General features: G+C 59.4%; 17 protein-coding genes. 8 read left to right on the top strand and 9 right to left on the bottom strand.

Annotation, left to right across the window (positions count from 1 at the left end):
- Window positions 1-99: 99 nt before the first annotated feature.
- The 5 genes from lon to CCX46_RS24515 all read right to left on the bottom strand — a co-directional run bounded on the left by lon (window position 100) and on the right by CCX46_RS24515 (window position 9,099).
- Window positions 100-2,517: an endopeptidase La gene (gene lon / locus CCX46_RS24545; RefSeq protein WP_127929643.1), complete on the bottom strand. Its 2,418-nt coding sequence runs from the start codon at window positions 2,515-2,517 to the stop codon at window positions 100-102.
- Window positions 2,518-3,494: 977 nt separating this feature from the next.
- Window positions 3,495-3,947 (bottom strand): hypothetical protein, encoded by a 453-nt coding sequence (locus CCX46_RS24540; protein ID WP_127929642.1) that lies wholly within the window; start codon window positions 3,945-3,947, stop codon window positions 3,495-3,497.
- A 242-nt stretch (window positions 3,948-4,189) separates the two neighbouring features.
- Window positions 4,190-4,564 carry a DUF6124 family protein gene (locus CCX46_RS24530; RefSeq protein WP_127929640.1) on the bottom strand — a complete coding sequence of 125 codons (375 nt, stop codon included), beginning with the start codon at window positions 4,562-4,564 and terminating at the stop codon, window positions 4,190-4,192.
- A 544-nt stretch (window positions 4,565-5,108) separates the two neighbouring features.
- Entirely contained in the window at window positions 5,109-7,520 is a 2,412-nt protein-coding gene (locus tag CCX46_RS24520) for a glucose/quinate/shikimate family membrane-bound PQQ-dependent dehydrogenase (RefSeq protein ID WP_127929639.1), read from the bottom strand.
- 217 nt (window positions 7,521-7,737) lie between these two features.
- Entirely contained in the window at window positions 7,738-9,099 is a 1,362-nt protein-coding gene (locus CCX46_RS24515; protein ID WP_127929638.1) for a carbohydrate porin, read from the bottom strand.
- Between the two features lie 300 nt (window positions 9,100-9,399).
- Here CCX46_RS24515 and CCX46_RS24510 point away from each other — a divergent pair, with 300 nt between their 5' ends.
- Both CCX46_RS24510 and CCX46_RS24505 read left to right on the top strand, forming a co-directional pair.
- Entirely contained in the window at window positions 9,400-9,630 is a 231-nt protein-coding gene (locus tag CCX46_RS24510; protein ID WP_007916799.1) for a VF530 family protein, read from the top strand.
- A 1-nt stretch (window position 9,631) separates the two neighbouring features.
- Window positions 9,632-10,270: a Pr6Pr family membrane protein gene (locus tag CCX46_RS24505; RefSeq protein ID WP_127929637.1), complete on the top strand. Its 639-nt coding sequence runs from the start codon at window positions 9,632-9,634 to the stop codon at window positions 10,268-10,270.
- A gap of 102 nt (window positions 10,271-10,372) precedes the next feature.
- Here the strand turns inward: CCX46_RS24505 and CCX46_RS24500 are convergent, their stop codons facing one another.
- From CCX46_RS24500 to CCX46_RS31030, 3 genes are read right to left on the bottom strand one after another with little or no spacing between them, the layout of a single operon-like run.
- The gene (locus tag CCX46_RS24500) at window positions 10,373-11,161 is read right to left on the bottom strand and encodes a siderophore-interacting protein (RefSeq protein WP_127929636.1); all 789 of its coding nucleotides are present in this window, start codon (window positions 11,159-11,161) and stop codon (window positions 10,373-10,375) included.
- Entirely contained in the window at window positions 11,158-11,733 is a 576-nt protein-coding gene (locus CCX46_RS24495; RefSeq protein WP_127929635.1) for a PadR family transcriptional regulator, read from the bottom strand. Before CCX46_RS24495 ends, CCX46_RS24500 begins: the two co-directional genes overlap by 4 nt.
- A 44-nt stretch (window positions 11,734-11,777) precedes the next feature.
- Complete coding sequence (locus CCX46_RS31030) at window positions 11,778-11,903, bottom strand: hypothetical protein (protein ID WP_263596564.1); 126 nt, start codon at window positions 11,901-11,903, stop codon at window positions 11,778-11,780.
- A 340-nt stretch (window positions 11,904-12,243) separates the two neighbouring features.
- On the opposite strand from CCX46_RS31030, the gene CCX46_RS24490 reads away from it, so the two are divergent.
- The 6 genes from CCX46_RS24490 (at window position 12,244) to CCX46_RS24465 (ending at window position 19,164) form a co-directional block, all read left to right on the top strand.
- Window positions 12,244-12,723 (top strand): CS1 type fimbrial major subunit, encoded by a 480-nt coding sequence (locus CCX46_RS24490; RefSeq protein ID WP_127929634.1) that lies wholly within the window; start codon window positions 12,244-12,246, stop codon window positions 12,721-12,723.
- A gap of 123 nt (window positions 12,724-12,846) precedes the next feature.
- Window positions 12,847-15,369: a CS1-pili formation C-terminal domain-containing protein gene (locus CCX46_RS24485; RefSeq protein ID WP_127929633.1), complete on the top strand. Its 2,523-nt coding sequence runs from the start codon at window positions 12,847-12,849 to the stop codon at window positions 15,367-15,369.
- 3 nt (window positions 15,370-15,372) lie between these two features.
- Entirely contained in the window at window positions 15,373-16,587 is a 1,215-nt protein-coding gene (locus tag CCX46_RS24480) for a hypothetical protein (protein ID WP_127929632.1), read from the top strand.
- Window positions 16,588-16,631: 44 nt separating this feature from the next.
- Window positions 16,632-17,375 carry a molecular chaperone gene (locus CCX46_RS24475; protein ID WP_127929631.1) on the top strand — a complete coding sequence of 248 codons (744 nt, stop codon included), beginning with the start codon at window positions 16,632-16,634 and terminating at the stop codon, window positions 17,373-17,375.
- Between the two features lie 33 nt (window positions 17,376-17,408).
- Window positions 17,409-17,921, top strand: a complete 513-nt coding sequence (locus tag CCX46_RS24470; protein ID WP_177413880.1) for a CS1 type fimbrial major subunit — start codon at window positions 17,409-17,411, stop codon at window positions 17,919-17,921.
- 19 nt (window positions 17,922-17,940) lie between these two features.
- Complete coding sequence (locus CCX46_RS24465; protein WP_127929629.1) at window positions 17,941-19,164, top strand: hypothetical protein; 1,224 nt, start codon at window positions 17,941-17,943, stop codon at window positions 19,162-19,164.
- Window positions 19,165-19,215: 51 nt separating this feature from the next.
- Here the strand turns inward: CCX46_RS24465 and CCX46_RS24460 are convergent, their stop codons facing one another.
- Window positions 19,216-24,315, bottom strand: coding sequence for a dermonecrotic toxin domain-containing protein (locus CCX46_RS24460; RefSeq protein ID WP_127929628.1), 5,100 nt, complete (start codon window positions 24,313-24,315; stop codon window positions 19,216-19,218).
- Window positions 24,316-24,405: the final 90 nt, after the last annotated feature.

Raw genomic sequence — 24,405 nt, 5'->3', positions numbered from 1 at the left:
GAATCCATAATCGACTTGGTGTTTCAGGTCGATGTATAGCGCAAGACAACTCGGTCGGCTCCCTCTCCCTCCGGGAGAGGGCTGGGGTGAGGGGGGCTGTCAGAACAGGATCTTCGCCACATCGGAAAACTTCTTCGCGAAGTGCACCGTAATCCCTTCCTTCAGATAATCCGGCAGTTCCTCAAAATTACCCCGATTCGGCTCCGGCAAAATCAGCTCGAAAATCTTCTGCCGCCGCGCTGCAATCACCTTCTCGCGCACGCCGCCAATCGGCAGCACATGGCCGGTCAGGGTCAGTTCGCCGGTCATCGCCACACCTTTTTTCGGCGGTTGATTACGTGCAAGCGAGAGCAGGGCGCTGGCCATGGTTACGCCGGCGCTCGGGCCGTCCTTCGGTGTCGCGCCTTCTGGCACGTGCAGATGGACGAAGGCTTCGTCGAAGAACTTCGCGTCACCGCCGAACTGTTTCAGGTGCGAGCTGACGTAGCTGTAGGCGATCTCCGCTGATTCCTTCATCACATCGCCCAGTTGCCCGGTGAGTTTGAAGCCACGGTTGAGCGTGTGAATCCGCGTCGCTTCGATCGGCAATGTCGCGCCGCCCATGCTGGTCCACGCCAGCCCGGTAATCACGCCGGTGCCGGACAGCACTTGCTCGTTGCGGAACACCGGGTGACCCAGTGACGCTTCGAGGTCTTTCGGCCCGAGTTTGATCACCGCTTTCGGCTCGTCAATGAGCTTCATGACCGCTTTGCGCACCAGTTTGCCCATTTGCTTTTCCAGCTGACGCACGCCGGCTTCACGGGCGTAACCGTCGATCAAGGCTTTGAGCGCGGTGTCGCTGATGCTCAGGCTGCCTTTCGACACACCGGCCTTTTCCAGCAGTTTCGGCCACAGGTGACGCTTGGCGATGGCGACTTTTTCTTCGGTGATGTAGCCCGACAGGCGAATCACTTCCATCCGGTCCAGCAACGGGCCGGGGATCGAATCGAGGGTGTTGGCGGTGCACACGAACAGGACTTTCGACAGGTCCATACGCAGGTCGAGGTAGTGATCGAGGAATTCGACGTTCTGTTCCGGGTCGAGGGTTTCCAGCAGCGCCGAGGCCGGGTCGCCCTGGTAGCTCTGGCCCATCTTGTCGATCTCGTCGAGCATGATCACCGGGTTCATCACTTCAACGTCTTTCAACGCTTGCACCAGTTTGCCTGGCTGCGCGCCGATGTAGGTGCGGCGGTGGCCCTTGATCTCGGCTTCGTCACGCATGCCGCCGAGGCTGAAGCGGTAGAACGGCCGGCCGAGGGATTCGGCGATGGATTTGCCGACGCTGGTTTTACCTACGCCCGGCGGACCGACCAGCAGCACGATGGAGCCGCTGATTTCGCCTTTATAGGCACCGACGGCGAGGAATTCGAGGATGCGATCCTTGATGTCGTCGAGGCCGGCGTGGTGTTTGTCGAGGACTTTGCGTGCGTGCTTGAGGTCGAGTTTGTCGTCGCCGTAGACGCCCCACGGCACCGAGGTCGCCCAGTCGAGGTAGTTGCGGGTGACCGCGTACTCCGGCGAGCCGGTCTCGAGGATCGACAGTTTGTTCATTTCCTCTTCGAGGCGTTTCTGCACCTGCGCCGGCAGGACTTTGCCTTCCAGACGCTGTTCGAACTGTTCAAGGTCGGCGCTGCGGTCGTCCTTGGTCAGGCCGAGTTCCTGCTGGATGACCTTGAGTTGTTCCTTGAGGAAGAACTCGCGCTGATGCTCGCCGATCTTGCGGTTAACTTCGGCGGAAATTTCTTTTTGCAGGCGCGCGACTTCGACTTCCTTGCGCAGCATCGGCAGGACTTTTTCCATGCGCTTGAGCATCGGCACGCAGTCGAGCACGGCTTGCAGCTCGGGGCCGGTGGCGGAGGTCAGAGCGGCGGCGAAGTCGGTCAGCGGCGACGGATCGTTGGGGCTGAAGCGGTTGAGATAGTTTTTCAGTTCTTCGCTGTACAGCGGGTTGAGCGGCAGCAGTTCCTTGATCGCGTTGATCAGCGCCATGCCGTAGGCCTTGACCTCGTCGGTCGGCTCGGTGGGCTGATGCGGGTATTCGACTTCGACCAGATACGGTGGGCGGTGGTGTTTCAGCCAGGTCTTGATGCGCACGCGGCTCAGGCCTTGGGCGACGAATTGCAGTTTGCCGTTCTCGCGGCTGGCGTGGTGGACTTTGACCAGCGTGCCGTATTGCGGCAGGGCGCCGGTGTCGAAGTGGCGCGGGTCTTCCTGGGGGGTGTCCATGAAGAACAGGGCCAGGGAATGGTGTTCGGATTTGCTGACCAGTTCGAGGGTTTCGGCCCAGGGTTCTTCATTGACGATGACCGGCAGGACTTGGGCCGGGAAGAACGGGCGATTGTGGATCGGGATGATGTAGACCTTGTCCGGCAGGTTCTGGCCGGGCAGGGCGAGGCCTTTGCCGGAGGAGGTGTGTTCGATGTTTTCGGCTTCGGTGTAGTCGTCGGGGTTTTCCGGGAATTCTTGCTGGTCGCTCATGGGGCACCTGCGCAATGGGGTATGGGTCTTAGATGGGGCAGGCTTTGGGTGGTTTCAATGGGAGGGGATGTTTCTGCTTGTGTGTTCAGGGTTTTGACAGGGTTCACGCTTTTGACTTGGCGGCCTTTGGGCCGACCAGGTTCTTGGGGTTTTGGGGGTATATCCGTTGCTTCGGGTGCTGCGGCTGGCGGTTTCGCCCTTACGGCGACTCACTTTTTTGACAAACGCCTCAAAAAAGTAAGCAAAAAAACGCTTGCTCCTACGTGCGGCCCGCTCGCTGGGGCTCGGGGTTCCTTCGCTCCGGGATCGATCCGGGCGCAGCGTCTACGGTTTGCTTCGCTGCACCTCCTCTCGCTGTGTTTGGCTGCGCCAAACGGTCGCTGCGCTCCCACGCCCGGATCAATCCCTCCACTCAGCCTTCCGACGTCGCCCGTGGATCAAGATCAAGATCAAGAGCAGGCGAGCTGACACTCGGCCTATTGAGTGGTGAAGAGCGTGGGGTGTTCGGCTTTTGATGTGTTTCAGAATCTGAGTTCAACTCGGTATTTCACGTCGGTGTAACTCGTCCAAACGCCTCAGATCAGTCCCCTCTCCCTCTGGGAGAGGGCTAGGGTGAGGGGATTTTGATCTGTTTCAGAATCTGAGTTCGAGTCGGTATTTCACGTCGGTGTAGCTCATCCAAACACCTCGATCAGTACCCTCTCCCACCGGGAGAGGGTTAGGGTGAGGGGCTTTTGATCTGTTTCGGAATCTGAGTTCAACTCGGTATCGCACGTCGGCGTAGCTCGCCAAAACACCTCGGTCAGTCCCCTCTCCCTACGGGCGGTCCGACGTTTCGGGAGGGCTAGGGTGAGGGGCTTTTCAGTATGTGAATTCAACTCGGTATTGCATGTCGGCGTGCGTCCTCCGTCGGTTCCTGCACGTGACGGAAAGGCAGACGCACGATTAACCCGATGACTGAAATCCTGACCTTCTTGTTAGATAGGGTAAGTCAGCTCTTGGAGAAAAAAGTATCCGTTACCGGTGAGTTCACGCGTTTCATCACCGTGGACTGCCTTGGCGGAAATTTGCAAGTTATCGAGGGAGTATAAATACAGGCCGCTATTGAGTTGACTTACAGTAATGCCGGAAGAGGATGTCAATTCATAGTCATAAGGATGAATACCTCGTTCGGTCACGACATATTCATAGTAGTCAGCGATTGAAGGATCCAGCAGCTTGCGAAGCGAGATGGTGAGTGATCGTCGGCTGGATGAACTGTGATTATCTTCGAAAGAAAAATCATAACCGCCGAGCGGGCTGAAAGACGTGGTAAGGCTGGTCGACAGGAAGCTGGTCAGCTTGACTGGCGTGTCGCCAATGGTGCCTTTTACATCAACGTTAAGAATACCGTTTACCCATACGGCTGGGGATGCCTTTGGATTGGTCATGGGAAGCTTCCTGTGCCTGATTTGTTTGGAGAAGGAAGTCTGGAATTAATGTCAAAAACGGGGAACTGTCATATCTGACAGGTTTTTATACTTGTTCGCGATGAACCTTCTTGATTGGGGTTATATAGAAGGGGCATTGCTGATCATGTGTGGGGCAGGCTTGCTCGCGAAAGCGCTGTGTCAGTTACTCCAACTGCCGAATGCGCTGACGCCTTCGCGAGCAGGCTCGCTCCCACAGAGGATTAGCTGTGTGGTGGAGATTGAGATATTTCGTGGTTATCCAGCACGCGGTTCACGGCCAGTTCGGCGAGCATGATGATTTGCTGGATCGCCAGAATCGTGCGCCGTTGCGGCAGGTCGATGTAGGCGGCGATGTCGCTGGTCATGAGGCTGGCCTGGGCCAGGGATTCGCAGGCGTGGACCAGCAGGCTTTCGCTGTCCTGTTCAGGGGCGACCTGGAACATGGTGCTGGGTTTGTGGAAGCGCAGGGTTAACGCGTTGGGTTTGAGGTAGTGGTCGAGGGCGCGTTCTGCGGCTTCGTGGAATTTCTTCGAATCGGGGGATTCGTAGGGCGAGGTGTCGTCGGTTTCTGGCGGATTGGGTGTTGGCTTTTTCATGGTGACGCTCCGAATGATAAGTGGGGCTGTCACTCTCAATCACCGCGACGCGACAGAGGGTGGCAGCTGTACGCGGGGTCGCGGACCGAGCCATTCGGCAATCTCGGCATACCCGAAGGTATCCCGCGCACAGCCACCATCAAACCAAACTAAAAGCACCTGAGCGCTCCAGTTTGGGCCGGCGATTATGCATCAAATCGAATGAACTGCTCGGGCCGCGACGCCCGTTCGCTGAATTTGCAGCGACCCCCCGAGCCTATCCAGCCGATTTCCGAGGCACAACCGACGCGACTTGTCGGAAAACTCCGCGCCACTTTCAACGTCTGTAGGACGAGCACATTTCCCACAGATAAACACTTTTCAACCTGTGGGAGCGAGCCTGCTCGCGAAAGCGGTGTGTCAGGCACTGTAGATGTTGAATGTGCTGACGCCTTCGCGAGCAGGCTCGCTCCCACAGGGTTCTCCTGTGGATGCAGAAATGGCGTGCATAAAAAAGGCGATGCCCCCTGCGGGACATCGCCTTTATTTTTACCGCCGCTAAATCTTATTCCGGCAGTTTGTACGCAATCACGTAGTCACCCATTTTGGTGCCCAGCGAACCGTGACCGCCGACAACCAGCAGCACGTATTGCTTGCCGTCCTTGCCGGTGTAGGTCATCGGAGTCGCTTGGCCACCTGCTGGCAGACGCGATTTCCACAGCTCTTTACCGCTGTTCACGTCGTACGCACGCAGGTACTGGTCGAGGGTGCCGCTGAGGAAGCCGACGCCGCCAGCAGTCACCATCGAGCCGCCCATGCTTGGGACGCCCAAGGTGAAGCCGATCGGGATTGGCGAGCTGTCGCGGCTGGTGCCGTTCTTGCGTTTCCACACGACTTTGCTGGTGGTCAGGTCGATACCGGCGACGTAGCCCCAGGCCGGGGCCTGGCACGGTACGCCGAATGGCGACATGAACGGGTGCATGATCACCGCGTATGGCGCGCCGGTGTTCGGTTGCACGCCAGCGGTTTCGCTTTCGCGTTTGCTGCCGGCGGCGACTTGCTCGCGTGGCACCATTTTCGACACGAAGGCCATGTAGTTCGGGCTGGTGAACAGCATTTGGCGAACCGGATCGACCGAGACGCCGCCCCAGTTGAACACGCCGACGTTACCCGGGTAGATCAGGCTGCCCTGTTCCGACGGCGGGGTGTACTGGCCTTCATAACGCAGTTCCTTGAACTGGATGCGGCACAGCATCTGGTCGAACGGGCTCGCGCCCCACATGGCTTTTTCGGTGAGTTCCGGGGCCAGCAGGTTGAGGTCCGAACGGGCCTGGGTCGGTGCGGTGTGGTCGCCTTTCACGGCGCCTTGTGGTACCGGGATTTCCTTGATCGGGATGATCGGCGTGCCGTCACGACGGTCGAGGACGTACAGGCTGCCCTGTTTGGTCGGGGCGATCAGCGCCGGTTTCACGCCGTCGGCGGTTTTCATGTCGAGCAGGGTTGGCTGGCTGCCAACGTCCATGTCCCACAGGTCGTGGTGGGTGAACTGGTAGTTCCAGCGCACTTTACCGGTAGCCAGGTCGAGGGCTACGACGCCGGCGCTGAATTTCTCGGCGCCCGGGGTGCGGTCAGCGCCCCACTGGTCTGGGGTCTGGTTGCCCAGTGGCAGGTAGACCATGCCGAGTTTTTCGTCGACGCTGGCCAGCGACCACATGTTGGCCGAGTTGCGGCTGTAGGTTTCGCCCGGTGCCAATGGCTCGGTGGCGTCTGGCTTGTCGCTGTCCCAGTTCCATACGAGGTGACCGTCGCGCACGTCGAAGGCGCGGATCACGCCCGATGGCTCGTTGGTCGATTCGTTGTCGGTCACGTGACCGCCCATGATCACCAGATCACGGGTAATCGCCGCTGGCGAGGTGGAGTAGTAGCCGCCAGCGGTGAACGGGCCGATGCCTTGGGTCAGGTCAACCACGCCTTTGTTGCCGAAGCCTTCGCAGATTTTGCCAGTGTCGGCGTTCAGTGCGATCAGACGGGCATCCGCGGTTGGCAGGTACAGACGACGCGGGCAAGCCTGCGCAACGGCTTTGCCAGCCTCGGAAATCACCGCCGAGGCAGCGTTTTCAGACTTGGCATAAGCGGCTTCGTCGTAGTACGACACGCCACGGCAGGTCATGTGGGCGAAGCCTTTGAAGCCGACCGGGCTCTTGATCTGCGGGTCGAAGCGCCACAGTTCTTTGCCGGTGTCCGGGTCCAGAGCCAACACTTTGCTGTGCGCGGTGCAGGCATAGATCATGCCGTTGGCTTTCAGCGGGGTGTTTTCGTTGGTCAACTCGACCGGGTCATCCGCCGTTGGCAGGTCGCCGGTCTGGATGCGCCAGGCTTCTTGCAGCTTGCCGACGTTGGCCGGGGTGATCTGCTTCAGCGGCGAGTAACGGTCACCGAACTCGGTGCGGCCATAAGCCTGCCAGTCGCCATCGGGCATGGCTGGCGCGGTGCTGGTGGTGTCCGCAGTGTCGCGGCCCAGCTCGCCGAAGGTTTCGCCCGGGTGGGTGAACAGGCTGGCCAGAGCGGTAACGCCGGCCAGCACCACGGCGACGGTCAGACCGCCAGTGCCCAGCGGCGCCGGGCCGTCAAGCAGCAGCGGACGACGGAACCACGGCAGCAACATCACGAAGCCGAGGACAAACCACAGGGCCAGACGTGGCACCAGTTGCCACCAGTCCAGACCGACTTCCCACAGCGCCCAGACGGTGCTGGCGAACAGAACGATGGCGTACAGGCCCAGCGCCGCGCGACGGCGCATCAGCATCAGAATGCCGGACAGCGCAATGCCGATACCGGCCAGCAGGTAGTACAGCGAGCCGCCGAGCATGCTCAGCTTGACCCCACCGGCCAACATGGCCAGGCCCATCAGTAGAAGCAGAATGCCGAGCAGGCTCGGTAGCAAACGGCCCCGACTCGAAGCACTTTCGGTGCTCATAGTGTGATTCTCCGTGACGTTTTATGTAGTCCCGCGCTGTAGTCACTTTAGATGACGATTTGGCACAGGCATGGTTCAGATAAAAACTTGTCTAGCTAACGAAATTTCCTGTGGGAGCGAGCCTGCTCGCGAAAGCGGTGTGTCAGACGACTTCGTTGGTGAAGTTGAAATTGCTTTCGCGAGCAGGCTCGCTCCCACATTGGATCTCAGCGGTTTTCTAGAACGAGGACTGGATCTTGATCCCGCCGATCAGGGCGTCGTCTACGTTGTTCACGCCACCGGGGTGGCGGATGTATTGCAGGTTCGGGCGTACGGTCAGCCAGTTCGTTACATGCACGCCGTAATACAGCTCGGCGCTGTATTCGGTGTCTTGCGGCGGCAGGAACGACGGATCGTCATAGTCGTAGACCGCATTGGCACGGTTGCTCGCTTCGGCGTTTTTGCGGAAGGCCGGGTTGACGTGCACGCGGGCGAGGGCGAAACCGATGTCATCCTTGGCGCGCGCGTCGAACGGGCCTTTGTAGGTGATGCCAGCCTGCACGTAGTTGTCGATCGCGTTGGTTTTCTTGTCGTGCATCGTGCCGTTGGCGAACACGCTCAAGCCGCGACTGTTATCGCTGGCGACGCTGGTGATTTGCTGCTGAATACCCAGCCACACGCCGTGTTTGCTCGACGCGCTGCGGTAGGCTTCGCCGCTGAGAGCCGCCGGTTGGCCGTGGCTGTCTTTATAGACGTCGCTGGCCTTGGCGTTGCTGTAGTAGTAACCCGCGCGGTATTCGCCCGGCAGGCCGTTGAGCTTCGGCGTCCACACCAGTTCGATCGGCAGGATCGCGCCTTGGGTGCCGCTGCCGCTGAGTTTGAAGCCGTTGCCGCGATCGAGGTTCGACGGGTTCTGCTCGTAGGCGCCGACCTGTGCATACAGTTCCGGGGTCAGGTGATATTTGACGCGCAGCGCCCATTGGCTGACCGGCCAGTTGTACCAGATGCCGCCGACCCAGTTGCCGACCTGCGAGCCGCAGAACGCGAGGTTCTGGAAGTCGCACGGGAAGCTGTTGAAGTCTTCGCCTTCGCCGAAACGGCCGACCTTGATGTCGAGTTTCTGATCGAAGAATTTCTGCTGGTACCACATCTGCGTCAGGCGCGTGGTCTGGCCACGGCCCCAGACTTCCTGGGCCGAGGTGAAGCCGCCAACGCGCGGATCGTTGATGCGGTCGTTGCTGATGTTGTTGCCGCTGCGCTTGGTGATGGTCAGTTGAAACTCGGCGTCGTCCCAGCCGAGGATCTTTTGCAGGTCGAGGTGGGTGCCGAGGCCGAACTGATCGCTGTAACGCGCGGTGCGGTCATGGTCGTAGCCACCGTGCAGGTTGCTGCCCATTTCACCGGTGTAATCGAGTTTGAAGTCGTAGCCTTTTTCCGAGAGTTCGGTGCGCGTGCCGTTCCAGTCACCGAGCATGTACGGTGATTCACTGTCGAACGCGGGCGCCGCTTGAGCGCAAGTGGCGAGGCCAAGAACGGTGCAGCCGCCAAGGGTGCGCAGGGTTGAGATAGCGCTGTCTCGGGAGAAGGAAAAATCGGGCATGAATAAGTCTTTTTTTGGTGTTTTCGGGGTGCGAGCTGAGTGCTTCAATAAGTCGCAGGCAGTGAAGCGATTCAGCTGAAGGGCGGCAGGATAATGATCTGTTACAAAAAGACAAAGGCCTTTTGTGAACATGCAGCGTTTCGGATTCGGTAACAGTGCGGCAAACGGGCGCATTGTCGGCCGGTTCGATGCCTGCGATCTTTTCAGGTTGGCCTACATTTGAAGGTAGGCCTTCCACCCGATCACCCCCTCGGCTAAGGTGCGCGGCTTCTGCATTTTCACTTCGCCCAAAGGCCTGGCATGAACGAACAAACCCCCGATCCGCTGCACGGCGTGACCCTCGAACAGATCCTCAATGCGCTGGTGAGCCATTACGAATGGTCGGGGCTGGCCGAGCGCATCGATATTCGCTGCTTCAAGAGTGATCCGAGCATCAAGTCGAGCCTCACGTTTCTGCGCAAAACCCCGTGGGCGCGGGAAAAGGTCGAGCGTCTGTACGTGAAGTTGATGCGCACCAAGCGACCGCTTTGAGATGGGCGTCGTCTGGCGGCGACGCCTGATCACCTGCGCAGCCGTCTTGGGCTGGGCCGGATTGGGCATTCAGCTGTACCTGATTTTCTTCGCACGCTTGAGTGTCGGCGCCAGCCTGTTGGGCGGGTTGGTGAGTGTTTTCAGTTACTTCACGATTCTGACCAATACGCTGGTGGCGACGGTGCTGACCTGTGCCGTGACTGCGCGCGAATCCGCTGCGCGCCGCTGGTTTTTGCAGCCGTGGGTCAGCAGTGGGATTGCCGTGAGCATTGCTGTGGTCGGACTGGCCTACAGCATTTTGCTGCGGCATTTGTGGCATCCCGAAGGTTGGCAATTTGTCGCCGATGAACTGCTGCACGACGTGATGCCGCTGCTGTTTCTGGGCTATTGGTGGGCGTGCGTACCCAAGGGCACTTTGCGCTGGTGGCATCTGCCGGTGTGGCTGATTTATCCGCTGGTGTATTTCATCTACGCCTTGCTGCGCGGGCATTTGCTCGGCGCGTACGCGTACCCGTTCATTGATGTGGCGGTGTTGGGTTATCCACAGGTGCTGATCAATGCCGGGGGGATATTGCTGGGGTTTGTGGGGATTGGCTTGGTGGTCATTGGTCTCGACCGCTGGAGATTTGCACGAAGTTAAAGCACTTGTAGGAGTGAGCCTGCTCGCGATGGCGGTGGAACAGTTACAAATTTATTGACTGACACTCCGCTATCGCGAGCAGGCTCACTCCTACAAGGGATATCACTCTTCTTCAGGAGTGCCTTCGGCGCGCCAGTAGCCGACCGCTTTGATCAGTTGCTCATCGAGCCCATGCTCATCGATCAGTACCCGGCGAATCTGCCGTGAGACTTTCGTTTCGGTCGCGACCCACGCATACAGATTGCCCTTGGGCACCTGCAATTGCTTCACCGTCGCCAGCAGGTTGTCCTTGCTGCCTTCGCGCAACACCCAGATCACATTGACCTGCGCCGGACTCTCCAGCACTTGCTGCTCGGCGCCGTTTTCCACTTCGATCACCACCAGCGCCTTGCGATTGGCCGCCAGGCCTTCGAGGCGGCGGGCGATGGCGGGCAGGGCGGTTTCATCGCCGATCAGCAAGTAGCTGTCGAAAATGTCCGGCACGATCATCGAACCGCGCGGGCCGCCGATGTGCAGGAATTGCCCCGGTTTGGCTTGCTCGGCCCAGGTCGACGCAGGGCCGTCACCGTGCAGAACAAAATCGATGTCCAGTTCCAGCGCATCGAGGTCGTAACGACGCGGGGTGTAGTCGCGCATTTCGGGCTTCGGCCCATCGTCCTTGCCGGCGCCAAGCACCATCGTTTCGAGTGCGGCCACCTGCTCGGCGTTCTGCGGGAACAACAGCTTGACGTGATCGTCAGTGCCCAGACTGATAAACCCGGCCAGTTCCGGCCCGCCGAGGGTGATGCGGCGCATGCGTGGCGTCAGGTCGACCACGCGCAACACCTCAAGCTTGCGGCGTTTGATTTCGTGCATCACGCGGTGAATGGTTTGGGTATCGACTGCAGTCATTCGCTTTTCTCCGAAACAGGTTGAACGGCAGGGCCGTCGACGATGGCTTTGGCGGTGTCGTTGAGCAGGTCACGCACACGCAGGATTTCTGCCGCGCTCCAGCGGCCGTGGTGCATTTGCAAAGCATGGCGCAGGTTGTGCACCGCCTCGTGGATTTCCGGCGGCCGATCATGGCCGCGCAGGGAGCGTTTGCTCACATCGATGCGCATGCGCACGCCGTCGAGGGCAACGGCTTGTTCGCTCAAAGACAAACGACCGGCCTCGGTGACGCTGTAGCGTTTTTTGCCGCCCTCGGCGTCGCCGGTGATCAGTTCGCTCTCTTCGAGAAAGGTCAGGGTCGGGTAGATCACGCCGGGGCTTGGGCTATACGCGCCGTCGAACATGCCTTCGATCTGGCGGATCAGGTCGTAGCCGTGGCATGGCTGCTCGGCGACCAGCGCGAGCAGCAGCAATTTCAGGTCACCGGGGGCGAATACCCGTGGGCCACGGCCGCCGCGCTCACGTCCGGGGCGCTTCTCGAAGCCGTCACGGCCGTCGCCGTGTTCGCGGTGGGGGGAATGATGGTCTCTCATTTCAGTCTTCTCTCGTCGTGTTTAGATACAACTTAAGATATATCTTAAGGTGGGTGCAAGATGTTTTTCCCCGAGCCGTGATCCGGGCTGACGAGCGGCAAGCTGCCACCCAGGCAAGCGATGATTTCGCCGGCGAACGGCGCGCGCAATAACCTGAAAGTTAAAGTCATCACTCTATTCTTTGTAGAGCATATGTTCTAAATTGCACTAGGCGAGCCGTGCTGGCAGGGCGAAGTTGCTGTATGGTTTTTTAACTTAAACTGTCTGTAGGGTGGAACTTACAGTCACTGTTTCGAATATTGTTTTTTTGTTCTTTTTTCTTGCGGGTCATGGGGTTGTTTAACTACGAGGTTGTCGGAAGTTGCCTGCTTACTTCCCAGAGTTAACAGCCGATGATGCTCCGGCATTGAAAGTTCAAGTTGACCTGAAACAAGCCGGGCAGCGATTCGGCCAGTGTTTGTCTTGAACTTTCAATGCTCATCCCCCTATCAAGAAAACAGGTACATAACGATGTTCAAGAAATTCGCAATCGCCGCTCCACTGGCTCTTCTGGCACTGGGTTCCACTGGCGCATTCGCCGCCGGTGAAGCGTCGCACTCGATCAGCCTTGTCGCGCATGTGCCGACCAACGGTTTCTATGTCGTGCCGACCGATCCGGATCTGGTCAACAAGGACCAGGACATGAGCTATCAGCCGACCACCGGCAAAATGCGCGACGTCAATGGCTTCTTCGATGTGCGCAACAATAATGGCTCGGTACACGCCAGCCTGGAGAGCCTGCCAAAACTGGTCTCGGGCAGTACTTCTATCGACCTGCGCGTGCTGTTCAACAACAAGGAACTGACCCTGACTCCGCAGATGGTCGTGGGTGAAGCCGAGTCCGACGTCAACTACCGTGCGCCGCTGAACATCAGCGCCGTGGGCAGCAACTTCCAGCCAGGTGATTACACCGGAGCCGTGGCGATGATCTTCGACGCCGTGACGCCATAACAGCCGTCACTTGATCGATCGATCAGGCACTAAGCCCAACTTCAATGTTGACGCTTGACCGTCGGGGCTGACGCTTTGTTTGCCTCGACGGACTTCCATTGTTTGTTATCCGAGTACGCGTTCATGTTCCCGATGACACCCATCGCGGCTGCGCTTGCGCTGTTGTTTTGTGCCAGCGCAGCTGTGGCTTCCAACTCCACCGGTACCACACCCCGCAGTCTGCTGGCGCAGGCCAAGGGTTTGCCGGCGGATTTCGAGGAGCATTTCTTTGATGTGCCGCTGGCGGTACGGGTTGAAGTCGATCAGCAACCACTGGGTGAGGCCATGGTGGTGTTGTCCCGTGATGATCGCATCACCCTGCTGGAATTCACCGATACCAGCGAAAACCGTTTCGGCCCCGCCGAGCGGGAAAAATGGGCGAGCTATCTGAAACCCGGCGTGCCCTTGGGCGCGTGCAGCGGTTCCTGCCCGGACCAGTTTCTGGCGGTGCACTACAACCTGGAAAATTCGCTGGTGTCGCTCGTCACCGAAAACGCTGAACGCGATGTAGCTGCCAAGCGCTATTACGAGCAGCCCGATGGCGGCAGCAGCGGCCTGATGGTGCGCAATCAGCTCAATCTCAATGGCGGTCAGGATCAGGACCTCGGTGGACGTTTCGGTCTTGAGGCCAGCTCAAGCCTGGGCAACTGGAGCCAGACACTCAATCTGCAAATGGCCCGTCTCGGCGGTCCGGACGACAAGCTCTACCACGCCGTCCATGAGCTTCATACCCAGCGCGAACTGCAAGGCAGTTTTTTCCGTCTGGGTTATTTCACCCCCAATTCCGAAGGGTTGACGCGCCAGCCACGTACGTTCGGCAGCAGCCCCGACACCGCTGTCGGTGTGATGTATGGCAGCTCCGACAGCCTGGCCATCAATAGCCCGATGCCCAGCGTTTATCCGATCTATGTCACTGCCAACCGTCAGGGTTCGGTGGAGATCTGGCGCGACGGCCTGCTGATCAACACGCAATCGGTGCCGGCCGGGTTGCAGACCCTCGACACCCGGCCGCTGCCCGGCGGTATCTATGAAGTGGAAGTGCGTCTGATCGAAGACGGCCAGATCACGTCGACAACCCAGGAGCTGGTGTACAAGCCCAACAACTGGCGCAACCTCGACGAGCGCTGGCGCTACAACGTATTCGCCGGTGAAGAACAGAAGCTGCTGAGCAACTGGGATACCCAGGCCAGCGGCAAGCCGACGGCGGGCGCGGCGGTCAACTACCTGCTGCACCCGCGGGTGATCCTTGGCCTGTCGGCGCGGCAGATCCGTGAAAAACTGCAATACGGCACGTCCATCGACTGGACCCTGGCCAATCACGTCAGCCTCTACGCCAACGTCTACAAGACCGAGGATTACGGCACCGGTCTCGATCTGCAAAGCCTCTACAACTATGGCGCCGGCAGTATCGTCGTCAGCCACAACCGCAGTTGGCTCGACACCACCAATACCTACGACACGTTACCCGACGGTACCCGCGTGCGGCCGCGCAATGTGTTTATCGGCCAGGCCAGCAATTCGTCGCTGGCGCTTAACCATCGCATCAGCAGCAAGAGTTCGGTCAACGCACGGGTCTCGCACAGCGAGGGCAATGTCGAAGGCATGGGCGTGGATCTGGGCTGGACCCAGCGCACGGTGGTGCTGGGCAGCGATGCCAGTTGGCGCTTGTCGCTGTTCGATCGGCCGGGCAGTTACAGCAGTGGCGATGCGCGCAATCGCGGCGTCGATCTGAGCATCAACATGGCACTCGGTGCACCCGGCGAGCAGATTACCGGCAGTATCGGCTCGCGCACTGCCCGGGACGGCGCGCGCGACAACAACGCCTCCCTCGGCTGGCGCAAGGATCTCAAGGATCACGTGCTGCAAAGCGTTTCGGTCACTGCGCTCACCGACACCTATGGCGTGGGCATGTCCAGCCTGGCCAATTTCCGCACCGATGCGGTCAACGGCGACGCCTTCGTTCAGCGCTCCTCGTACAACGGCAATTTCACCGGCGGCCTCAACGTCGACAGCACGTTGGTGGTGGGGGGGCAGCAGATGCTCATGACCAGCCAGAGCGAAGTGCGTGGCGCCGGGATGATTGTCGACGTCGAGTCGGACATCGAGGACATCGCGCTGCGTGCCGATGATTACAGCGGCGGCGGCGCGGCATTGAAGCCGGGGCGCAATTTCATACCGATCACCGCCTACCAGAACAGCTCGGTGAGTTTCGATTTCGAGGGCAACAACGTGCCAGCGGCGACGATCGAGCCGGCGCGCACGCGTTATCACCTGAACAAGGGCGGCGTGGAGTATCGCAAGGTCCGCGTGATGAAAACCCTGACCGTACTCGGCCGCCTGGTCGATGCGCAGGGGCAGCCGCTCAAGGGGCATCACGTGATCAACCACGCCAGCCGTGGCGTGACCGAGGTCGACGGGTTCTTTTCGATGGAAATGAACGCCGGCTCGCCGACTCTGGAAGTCCGTCAGGGCAATCAGTTGCTGTGCCAGTTCCGCCTCAACGAGGCCGACCATCGCAGTGAAAACAACGTGCTGATGATCGGTGACCTGCGCTGTACGCCGGACACCCTGGCCGATGTCACGACCACTGAACAGAAGGCGGGTTGAGCCATGAAGATCATTACAACGGGGTGCGGGCTGGCGATGGCGCTGAGTGTGTTCCCGGCGCAGGCGGTGAATCAGGAGATCCGCGCGTTATTTCAGCCCGACCCTGCGCAGCCGTCCAAGAACCTGTTCGTTAACCAGACGCCCAATAGCGGGTATTGCGTGAACTTTCCCCCGCAATGTGCGGCCAACAACATGTTCAGCATCGAGTTGCCCATTCGTTACAGTTCAACTCGCGAGCTCGCGCGCGGTGATGATGTCTCGCTGCGAGTTCCTGCGGACTGGCGGCGGTTGACGGTCACCAACCAGGATACTCAGGAAACCGAGGTCGTCGAGGTACGCATCACCGGCATCGGCTCCAGATTTGTCTTGAGCGATTCGGTGGAAAAGTTGACGGGTGTGCCCGCTCCCACAGGCCATGACATTCTCTGGACGTCCGGCTCCGGTTGGCTTTATGCACCGGCGCCTTGCCTCGGTAGTGGCCTGGCAGGCTATTCCCCTTCCACGTATCGTTTTTTCTGGCATACCCCCGTTCAGGCGTCTTGCACCAAGACTGCTGCGTTCACCATCCCATCGATGTACTACGACAAGATCGATTTCGCCTATGAGCTGAAAACGCCTAATCCGCTGGGTATGACCAGCGGTCTCTATACCGGATCGCTCTCTTACATCATGGGCCCCGGTGGCGATTTCGATATGGGAGCTGCGTTTCAACCGGACGACGGCAACCTGACCCTCGACTTCGTCCTCGACGTACAGCACACCCTCAAGATCGACCTGCCGCCCGGTGGCAACAACGTCTCTCTGGAACCTGAAGGCGGGTGGGCGCGCTGGATGGACAGTGGTCGCAAACCAACGCGGATTTTTCGCGATCAACCGTTCTATATCTCGGCGTCATCGCGCTTCAAGGTATTGATGTTGTGCAATTCCACTGGCGGAACGGCATGCAAGTTGGGGAGCCCGAAGGGCGATTCCACTGAGGTCGAAGTCTTCCTGACGTTACCGCCAGGCATCAGCGGCCCAGGCGGTGGCAATGTCACCCGGTCGCCTCTGAGTTTCAACCATTGGGCGGGACCCTACCAGCCCGGTATCTATGTCGACCGCAAGCCAGGTTCGCTGCTGTTCGAAATGACCCCCTTCGCTATCGATTTTCTTCTGCGGCCCGGCAAGACCGACCGGCTGCGCGGCAACATCACCATTATCTGGGACTCGGACGTATGACCGTCCGAGCGAGGCCTTACTCAAATTTCAGGGAGTTGAAAACGATGAACCGTGGTTTTCTGCTGGGCGTGCTCAGCGTGTTTTGTCTGACCGCCCAGGCCGGTCCGCAGATCAATGTCGGCACCGTGTACGACTATCTCGACGCCGATAAAAGTACCTACCTCAAACGTGTATTCAATAGCGGCGATGCCACCGCGTTCGTCAAGGTCAACGTGCTGGAAATCGTCTACGGCGCCGACGGTACTTCGCAGGAAATTGCTGTGCAAAACGCGGCCGACGGTGCCTCGCGCAATGGCCTGATGGCCAGTCCCGCGCGACTGATCGTGCCGGCGCAGGGCATGCAGGGCACGCGTCTGCTGTACATGGGCGAGCGTGATCGCGAGCGCTATTTTCGCGTGCGCTTCGTGCCGGTGGTGCCGGAGAAGGAAGACGAATTCGTGGTCAGCAACGAGGAGCGCGAGGACTATAAAAACTCGCTGTCGGCCGGGGTCAACGTGATGACCGGGTTTGGCACGATCTTTTTCGTGCGGCCAAAAGACGCGCGTTTCGACACGCTGATCAATGACAGCGCCAGCCGCTACGAACTGCGCAACAACGGCAATACGGTGATCGTCGTCGACGAGTTCAAAAGCTGCTCGCTGAGCAAGGAATCCGACTGCGGTGCGACCACCAAGCACCATGTGCTGGCGGGCAAGACGTTCGCTTTCGATAAGGAAAAGGGGCGCGAATACCGCTTCTTCCTGATCGAAGGCAGCGACAAAAAAAACGTGAAGATCGCGAGTCGCTAGGGTCTGTTTCCATTGACGCATCGGGTAATCAACATGATCAAGCAATGCACCGTCGCCGCGCTGATGGTCGCCACCGGGCTGACCGGCGCGCTGGCGTGGGCGGCCCGGGAAGAGCACACCTTCGAGGTGTCCCTGACCATTCCCAGCCGGCCCTTTTATGTCATTCCCGCCGAGCCGGACTGGATTCACCGGCCGCAACAGCTGTTCTGGGATTACCCCAAGGCAACCCTCGGCAGCCTGGAGAAAAACTTTGACGTGCGCCATGACAGCAGCGCCATCGATGCACGCCTGCTCTTTGAGCCCTATCTGGAAAATGGCCGGCCGAATGAGGTGATCATGCTGCGGGTCACGTTCAATGACGTCGTGCTCAGTTCACACATTGTTCCTCAGCAAGTGGTCTCGAAGGAGGAGGCTGCCGGCGGCAAGCGCGTGGCGTTGAAAATCGAGCCGATCGAGCCGCAGGGTGGCTATCGTTCGGGTGATTACAGCGGCAATGTGTTGCTGATGTTCAGTGCCGCCGCGCCAGCCGGGGAGTCAGAACCGTGACCGTCAGGCGAGTTGAACCATGAAGAAAATCACCTTGCTGCTGTGCCTGCTGATAATGAACGTCCCCGAGGCGCTGGCACTGAATCAGGAGATCCGGGCGTTGTTTCAGCCCGATTCGTCCAAACCGAACAACAACGCGTTCGTTAACCAGACGCCAAACAGCGGTTATTGCCAGACACATCCGACCGAGTGCGCCAACTTCCGCATGTTCAGTATTCGCGTACCGGCGCGTTTCACTTCGACTCGCTACGTCGGCATCGGCGACTCGGTCGGAGTCAAGGCCCCCGTCCGCTGGAGCCAGCTGACCGTGACCCATACGCAGACGCAAGCCACGGAAACGCTCGCGGTGCGCATCACCGGGCTCGGCTCCAATTATGTGCTGAGCCATCCGGCAATGCGCCTGGCAGGCGGCAGCACCCCGCTTGAAGCGCATGGCAGGCTGTGGACCACGGACAGTTGGGTGAATGGTGTTGCCCGTCCTTGCACCTACAGCGGCGTTGCCGAACATGGTCCGGAAACCTTCCGCTTCTTCTGGAAAACCCCGTTTGATGCCATGTGCGCGAAGATCCCGGCGTACCACATTCCATCGATGTCTTTCGATACGCTGGATTTCGCCTACGAACTGCTCACGCCCAATCCACTGGGCATGGCCTCCGGTCGCTATGTCGGCTCATTGACTTACACCCTCGGGCCCGGCGGCGATTTCGACATGGGGTCATTGATGCAGGCCGACGACAGCAACCTTACTCTGGACTTCGTGCTGGACGTTCAGCACACCCTGAAAGTGGATATTCCGCCCGGGGGTAACCACATCGTGCTGGAGCCTCAGGGCGGCTGGCGCAGCTGGCTGGAGAGCGGGCGCAAACCGGTGCGGCTTTACCGCGATCAGCTTTTCCATATCTCCGCGTCGTCGCAGTTCACCATGAAGCTTGAGTGCGAACATGAACTGGGCTCGGGGACAGGTTGTGCCATTCTGGATCGCGAGACCGGTTACGCGGGTGGCGTCGACGTCAGCGTCAGCTTGCCCAACGGCTTGACTGACAGCGCCGGTCAGGCGGTCAGGCGTTTCCCGTTGCGTCGTGACACCAGTCCGGTGTTTAAACCGGGTTTTTATGTTGATCGCAGGCCCGGAACACTGCACTTCGAAATAAGCAAAGACTGGACCGATTGGCTGATCAACAACGCCAAAGGCCGGCCCTATAAAGGCAATATCACGGTGATCTGGGATTCGGAAACCGGTTAGGCAATCCCGGCCAGCCTTCGGCGGCGCTGGCCGAGTTGACAAGCGGCGCCGTCAGAGGCCGGCTCTGGCCATTGCTTCACGGGTCCAGCGCCGCAACAACTCCTTGCGTTGCGAACTGATACCGTCATACAGCTCTTTATAAAGTTTATCGCTCAGCGGCGCATCGTCGAACAGCTCCGGGGCGTCAGGAATCCCCAGCTGTCTGGCCAGGTCCTCGATCCGGGCGGTGAGTGTGTGCAGATTGGTTTGCTCGTTCGGGAAGGCCCATTCAGCCTTTGCCTCTTTCAGTTCTGCGAGCAAGTCCTCCTTGGGACGGAACGCAAGATCATTGCGTGCGATCTCCTCCGGATAAGTCGTGCGCAAATACTTTTCCCAGAACTTGCCGTAATACAGATCGAGCATGCCGTTGACCAGACCATCGCCGCGTTCACCGGCAATGATCCTGTCGTAGGCGTTGTTGATCTTTTCGTCGGTCACGCCCGAACGAGGCCGGTACAGCATGCCTTCGGTCTGCCAGGGTAATTGCAGACGTTCAGCCAGCCCCGTTTCGAAGGCCATGTGCACTTCGACTTCATCCGGCGCAAGATTGCGCGGGTCCTCTTCGTTCAGCCTTGCTTGTGTCTTGTATTCGAACACCGCTTCGTCGGTCACCCGATTCAAGCGCGCCGCGCTGTGGGCCAGGCGCACGAGTTTGTCCTCAAGCATGGCGGCTGAGGTGGATTCTGCGTAGGCCTTGGACACCAGCACCTTCATGCCCAGCGAGTTGAACAACTGCGCACCGAAATCGCCGCAATCTTTCGGCGACACGATCTGCTTGAACAGCTTCCCGCGCAGTTTTGCGTCCAGCGCTGCGGCATCGACCATTTCCCAGACACGCTGAGTCAAGCGTCGGCGACCCTGGTCGAAGCGGTAATCGGCGCTTTCTCGCAGTTTGCGGATCATGGCGAAAAAACCGCCGGAATCGGGTTCGGCCATGAGGTCATGCCAGGATTCTTCGCGGTATTTGCTGAACGCTGCTGAAGGGCTGAAAGGGGATTGTTCCTGAGGAAACAACTTCCAGTGGCTGATCTCGTCATCGGCCGCCGCTGAATAGTCCTGCACAAACGCCATGCCTACGGATTTGCGGTAGGTGCCATAGCGCACGCGATCCTCGTTGGACAGCCGCCCGGTATCGAAACGCGCGCGACCGAGAATGTGCGCCTGACTGGAACCCGGAGTGACTTTGGGTAAGGTCTTGATGGGCGCTGCGCGCATGTCCAACATGAAACTGCGTGGCCGCTGTTTGTCCAGGTCATTGACCGTGAACAGGCCTTCGGGCCAGCTCTCGATGCCGGTATTGGCCAGATTCAGCTCGGTCAGATATTCCATACGCCCGACGTCAGGTGGCAGGGTCAAAGGGTTGCCGTTCAGATTCAGCGTTCGCAGCTCTGTCAGGCCTGCGAGCTGTTGCGTGGAGTCAGCACTCAGTCTGATTCGATTATCGGCCAGATCCAGAACCCTCAGCGGGCGCATCAATCCGAGGATCGAAGGCAGTTCCTGCAACTCACACTTGCGGGCGCTCAATTGGCGAAGGTTGGGGAAACTGCTCAGCAGCGCACTGGGATCTGCAGAAAGTTGCGCCCGGTCGAGGCTGAGGGCCGTGATGCGATCGAAGTACTGTTTCATTTTCGGGCGCTTGCGCAGCGCATTCCACCAGGGTTCGAGTTTTTTGCCTTGGAGCTCGGCGGACAAATCCAGTGTGTAGCCTTCCTCTGGATGGACGCTGCGCTCGTCGAAAAACGTGCTTTGGCGCTGGAAGCATTCGATCAGCTGTTGCTCGATCATTTCGCCGCCATTGTGCAGATAGTCCGATGACACGCCGGCGTAGCCTGTCTCTGGATCCACCTCGGGAGGAAAACTGTTGCGCCAGTTATCCAGTTCGCTGCGCAGCTCCTTGAGCTCCTGGTGCAGGCGTGCGATGGCTTCATCCGGGTCGCCCCGGCGCTGCAACACCTTAAGGAACGAGGCCACTTCCCTCGGGTTCATTGACGGATACAGGTCGCTGATTTTTTCCTCCCGGGTCGATGCACGGAGAGGCCGGGGCAAGCCACGTACCAGCGTTTCGGTTTCGATGGTGATCACCGGGCGAATCGGCGGGTCTGCCAGCACGCTGCGGCGTTCAGCGGGAGCGGCCGACTGCTCCATCAGCCACAATTTCAACGCTTGGCCCTGACCTTGCCGGTAGCCCACGCTTGACAGCGTTTCAGCCGGTACCGCATGCAGCATCGATTCATAGAAATCATCGGCGCCGTGCAGCGACCGGTGGTTGGCGTCGAACACTTCGTAGCGGCCGTGTTCATCTCTGATCAGGCTTCTGAGGGTACTGGCGTCTTCCGCTCCGACGCTGCAACGCAACGGCCCGTCGTGCGTGCCGTCGCGTACCTCGATGCGCAGGTTGGCAAAGGTGTCAGTGTGAATGCGCAAGGTCCCCAACGCGAGCCGTTCGGTGTCGGCAGACAGTTGATCGTCGCGATAGAAACCGTCGTAGGCACGGCTGGCCCTGGCTTCAAAATCCAGTTCTCGTGCTTCAGTCTTGAGGCGCAGTGGCAGGCGTTTTTCGTTCACCGTGCGTTGCAACTCGGCAGCACTGGCCTCGGCCAGAAGTTTTTCACTCAGTGGCAACGGCAGTTCAGGAAACGTTTTGCGCAGGACGCCTGCCTCAGGCTTGCTGGATCGTTCGCTCGCTTGATAGAGGCGCATGGACACCTCCGTCTGGCGTTTGTCGACGGCATCGGCAAGCACATTGCGTAGCGCTTGCACACGCTCCGCCGAGGGCACCTCGCGCCCCAGCAAAGCGCGCATTTGCGCGTCATTCAGAAACCTCACCAGCCGCTCCGGCAAGTGCCCGGCATTGAGTTCGGACTGGGTGATCGTCAGGGTGTCGGCCGGGCTGGCCGTCGGATTGCCGTACCGGCGCGAATAGCCATCGAGATGCTCGTACAGCACGTTCATCGCCCGTTGGCGCGGCCAGCCGGGCAGGCTGGTGACGATCGGTTCGAACCAGTCCGACTCGGCTGCGATCGGCCGGCCGGCGCGAATATTGGCACTGGCAATCCTCGCGTCATCGTAAGCCGAAAAACGCTTGAGACCGTCGGCCAGCAACGGTGGTGGTGCGCTGCTGGCGCTGTGCATGCGGCGCAGCTGTTCGTGCCCGGTGCCGCTGCTGATGCGGATCTGCTCCAGCTGCGTCGGCGAGAAGCGCTCGGCGCGGTGGCCCAGGCGCGGCATCAGGGCTTGCTCCTCCCAGTCCGCCGGGTTTTCCGCCTCATGTCGCCAGGCGCCGTGCTCGTTGTGTTCAATGATCGGTTTGTACGCATTGGCTCGCTCGGGATGGTTGACCCGGTAGGTTTTTATGTCGGCACGCGTCGAGGCTTTTTCCACACTGTAGAGCTTGCCCTCGAGCGGCAGAATGCGTTCGCGGCCGTGGTTGTGCAGGCCATGAGAGTCGGGTTTCGAGGCGGCATTGAGTTGCAGGCTCTTGTGTTCATAAGGGCCGAGGTCGGGGTGCCACAGCGTCGGTTTGCCATCGGGCAAGCGCACCGGTTTCATGCCCTCGACCAGCGGTGACAGTTTGATTTGGAAGGCACTGGCGATTTCCGCGCCCGCACCAAAAGCCGCCAGCTGAATAACGCTGGTCACCACGCCGATGACATGATCGGCGGCTTGCTGCCACAGACCTTCGGCCAGATCGACAATGCCTTCGATGACTTCGGTGGTCAGTTGGTAGACGGTGTAAGCCAGCATCAATTCGCCCAGCCCCGGAACGAATGGCGTGGCAATCAACAGGGCGACATTGAAGATGTCCGAGAGGATTTTCTTGAAGTTGTCCCACCAGGCGTCGCGCGCCTTACTGTCGGCGTCGGCAGTGGAAACGGCGATTTCCGGGGCGTCGTTGAGGATCTTGTTGAGTTTTTGCTGATAGGCGTGGCGCCAGTAATCGCCTTGCAGTTTCACCCGACTGAATCGCAGGTTGGGGTTGCTCACGGGATCCTTGCGCCATGCCGGTCGCTGATCGGTCGGATCCTGTCGGTGGTGGTAGCGCGTGATGAACAGGCGTTGTTCGAGTTCAGCGAAGAAGTGTCCGCGCTGCTGTTGATCGACGAACTGGCTGAAAAACTGACGATAGGTCTGTCGGGTCGTGTCGCTGAAACGGTCTTCGCGCAACTGGCGCGCTAACTCTTCCCGGAACGCTTTCAGCGAGTCGTATTCCTTGAGCGGATGATCGGGGTCGTGGGGGATGTAGACAATCAGGCGATTAATGCCGCGGTTGTCCGGCTGCGCATGGGTCAGCAGCAGGATCCCGGTCAGTCGCGTACCGAGCAGCGACAGGTCCGCGCACTGCATTGAGCGGCCATTGAGTAACAGTTGCGGTTTGTTTTCGGCCAGACCCAACACCATTTTGTAGGCGTCGTACGGGACGTCATCCTTGATCAGCGCCAGTTGCGCCGCGACGGCGAGAGCGTCTTTCTGGCTTTGAGTCACTTTGTGTTGCAGAACGCTTTCGGCCAGCGGTTCGCCGGGCAGCAGGTAGCTCTCTAGATGCTTTTTGTACTGCGCGCCGATGTCCAGCTCCCGGCACAGCGTTTGAAACTGGTTGATGGGCATGACGCTTTTGATCGGCACGACATTGAACAAACCGCGCTCATCGGGTTCGCTGATGTAGTCCGAGCCATGGCCAAGCGTTTCATTGCGGGCGAAATTATGCAGGGCGGCGTCCAGTACCGAGACGGTGCGGGTCTTGGCACCGTCGGAGTCACTGTTCGTGGGAAGGTACAGGCGTAGCCATGTTTTTTTGACATCCGGCTCAATGCCGTGACGCTCCTTGATTCTTGCCTTGAGCAATGGTTCGGCGAAGGCATACAGGTCGGTTTTCGCCAGCAGATGATCCACCTGGTTCTGCGAACCCCAGGCCTTGAGGTTGGCGGCGGCGAGTTTCTTCCGGTAGGCGGCGGGCGCAGTGCTGTACCAGGCAGGGTTCGTCAGTGGCGCGGCTGCCAGGGCGTTGGCACGACCGAGGGTGGCGTTCTTGAAGCTGTCGTCGACGGCGGCTTTGATGAATTCGTAGTGCCGTCCTTTGTCCGCGAGTTCGGCAGGCAGGGGAGCGAGAGACATGGCCAATCATCCTTGATTGTTGAGGAGTGATCAGCCTACCCACGGCAGGGCAAAACAAAAGTTCAAAGATCGGGAGGCAAACGACTTGGC

It is taken from the genome of Pseudomonas sp. RU47 (assembly GCF_004011755.1).
Classification (GTDB): domain Bacteria; phylum Pseudomonadota; class Gammaproteobacteria; order Pseudomonadales; family Pseudomonadaceae; genus Aquipseudomonas.
The sequence above is the reverse complement of the archived record's forward strand: the minus strand, read 5'-3'. Positions and strand labels throughout refer to the sequence as shown.

Excerpts from the sequence above, each read along its gene's own strand:
- CCX46_RS24540 (WP_127929642.1), bottom strand. The coding sequence starts at position 3,947 with ATGACCAATCCAAAGGCATCCCCAGCCGTATGGGTAAACGGTATTCTT.
- CCX46_RS24510 (WP_007916799.1), top strand. The coding sequence starts at position 9,400 with ATGAACGAACAAACCCCCGATCCGCTGCACGGCGTGACCCTCGAACAG.
- CCX46_RS24520 (WP_127929639.1), bottom strand. The coding sequence starts at position 7,520 with ATGAGCACCGAAAGTGCTTCGAGTCGGGGCCGTTTGCTACCGAGCCTG.
- CCX46_RS24495 (WP_127929635.1), bottom strand. The coding sequence starts at position 11,733 with ATGAGAGACCATCATTCCCCCCACCGCGAACACGGCGACGGCCGTGAC.
- CCX46_RS24485 (WP_127929633.1), top strand. The coding sequence starts at position 12,847 with ATGTTCCCGATGACACCCATCGCGGCTGCGCTTGCGCTGTTGTTTTGT.
- CCX46_RS24490 (WP_127929634.1), top strand. The coding sequence starts at position 12,244 with ATGTTCAAGAAATTCGCAATCGCCGCTCCACTGGCTCTTCTGGCACTG.
- CCX46_RS24470 (WP_177413880.1), top strand. The coding sequence starts at position 17,409 with ATGATCAAGCAATGCACCGTCGCCGCGCTGATGGTCGCCACCGGGCTG.
- CCX46_RS24505 (WP_127929637.1), top strand. The coding sequence starts at position 9,632 with ATGGGCGTCGTCTGGCGGCGACGCCTGATCACCTGCGCAGCCGTCTTG.
- CCX46_RS24500 (WP_127929636.1), bottom strand. The coding sequence starts at position 11,161 with ATGACTGCAGTCGATACCCAAACCATTCACCGCGTGATGCACGAAATC.
- CCX46_RS24475 (WP_127929631.1), top strand. The coding sequence starts at position 16,632 with ATGAACCGTGGTTTTCTGCTGGGCGTGCTCAGCGTGTTTTGTCTGACC.
- CCX46_RS31030 (WP_263596564.1), bottom strand. The coding sequence starts at position 11,903 with ATGACTTTAACTTTCAGGTTATTGCGCGCGCCGTTCGCCGGCGAAATC.
- CCX46_RS24465 (WP_127929629.1), top strand. The coding sequence starts at position 17,941 with ATGAAGAAAATCACCTTGCTGCTGTGCCTGCTGATAATGAACGTCCCC.
- CCX46_RS24480 (WP_127929632.1), top strand. The coding sequence starts at position 15,373 with ATGAAGATCATTACAACGGGGTGCGGGCTGGCGATGGCGCTGAGTGTG.
- CCX46_RS24515 (WP_127929638.1), bottom strand. The coding sequence starts at position 9,099 with ATGCCCGATTTTTCCTTCTCCCGAGACAGCGCTATCTCAACCCTGCGC.
- CCX46_RS24530 (WP_127929640.1), bottom strand. The coding sequence starts at position 4,564 with ATGAAAAAGCCAACACCCAATCCGCCAGAAACCGACGACACCTCGCCC.
- lon (WP_127929643.1), bottom strand. The coding sequence starts at position 2,517 with ATGAGCGACCAGCAAGAATTCCCGGAAAACCCCGACGACTACACCGAA.
- CCX46_RS24460 (WP_127929628.1), bottom strand. The coding sequence starts at position 24,315 with ATGTCTCTCGCTCCCCTGCCTGCCGAACTCGCGGACAAAGGACGGCAC.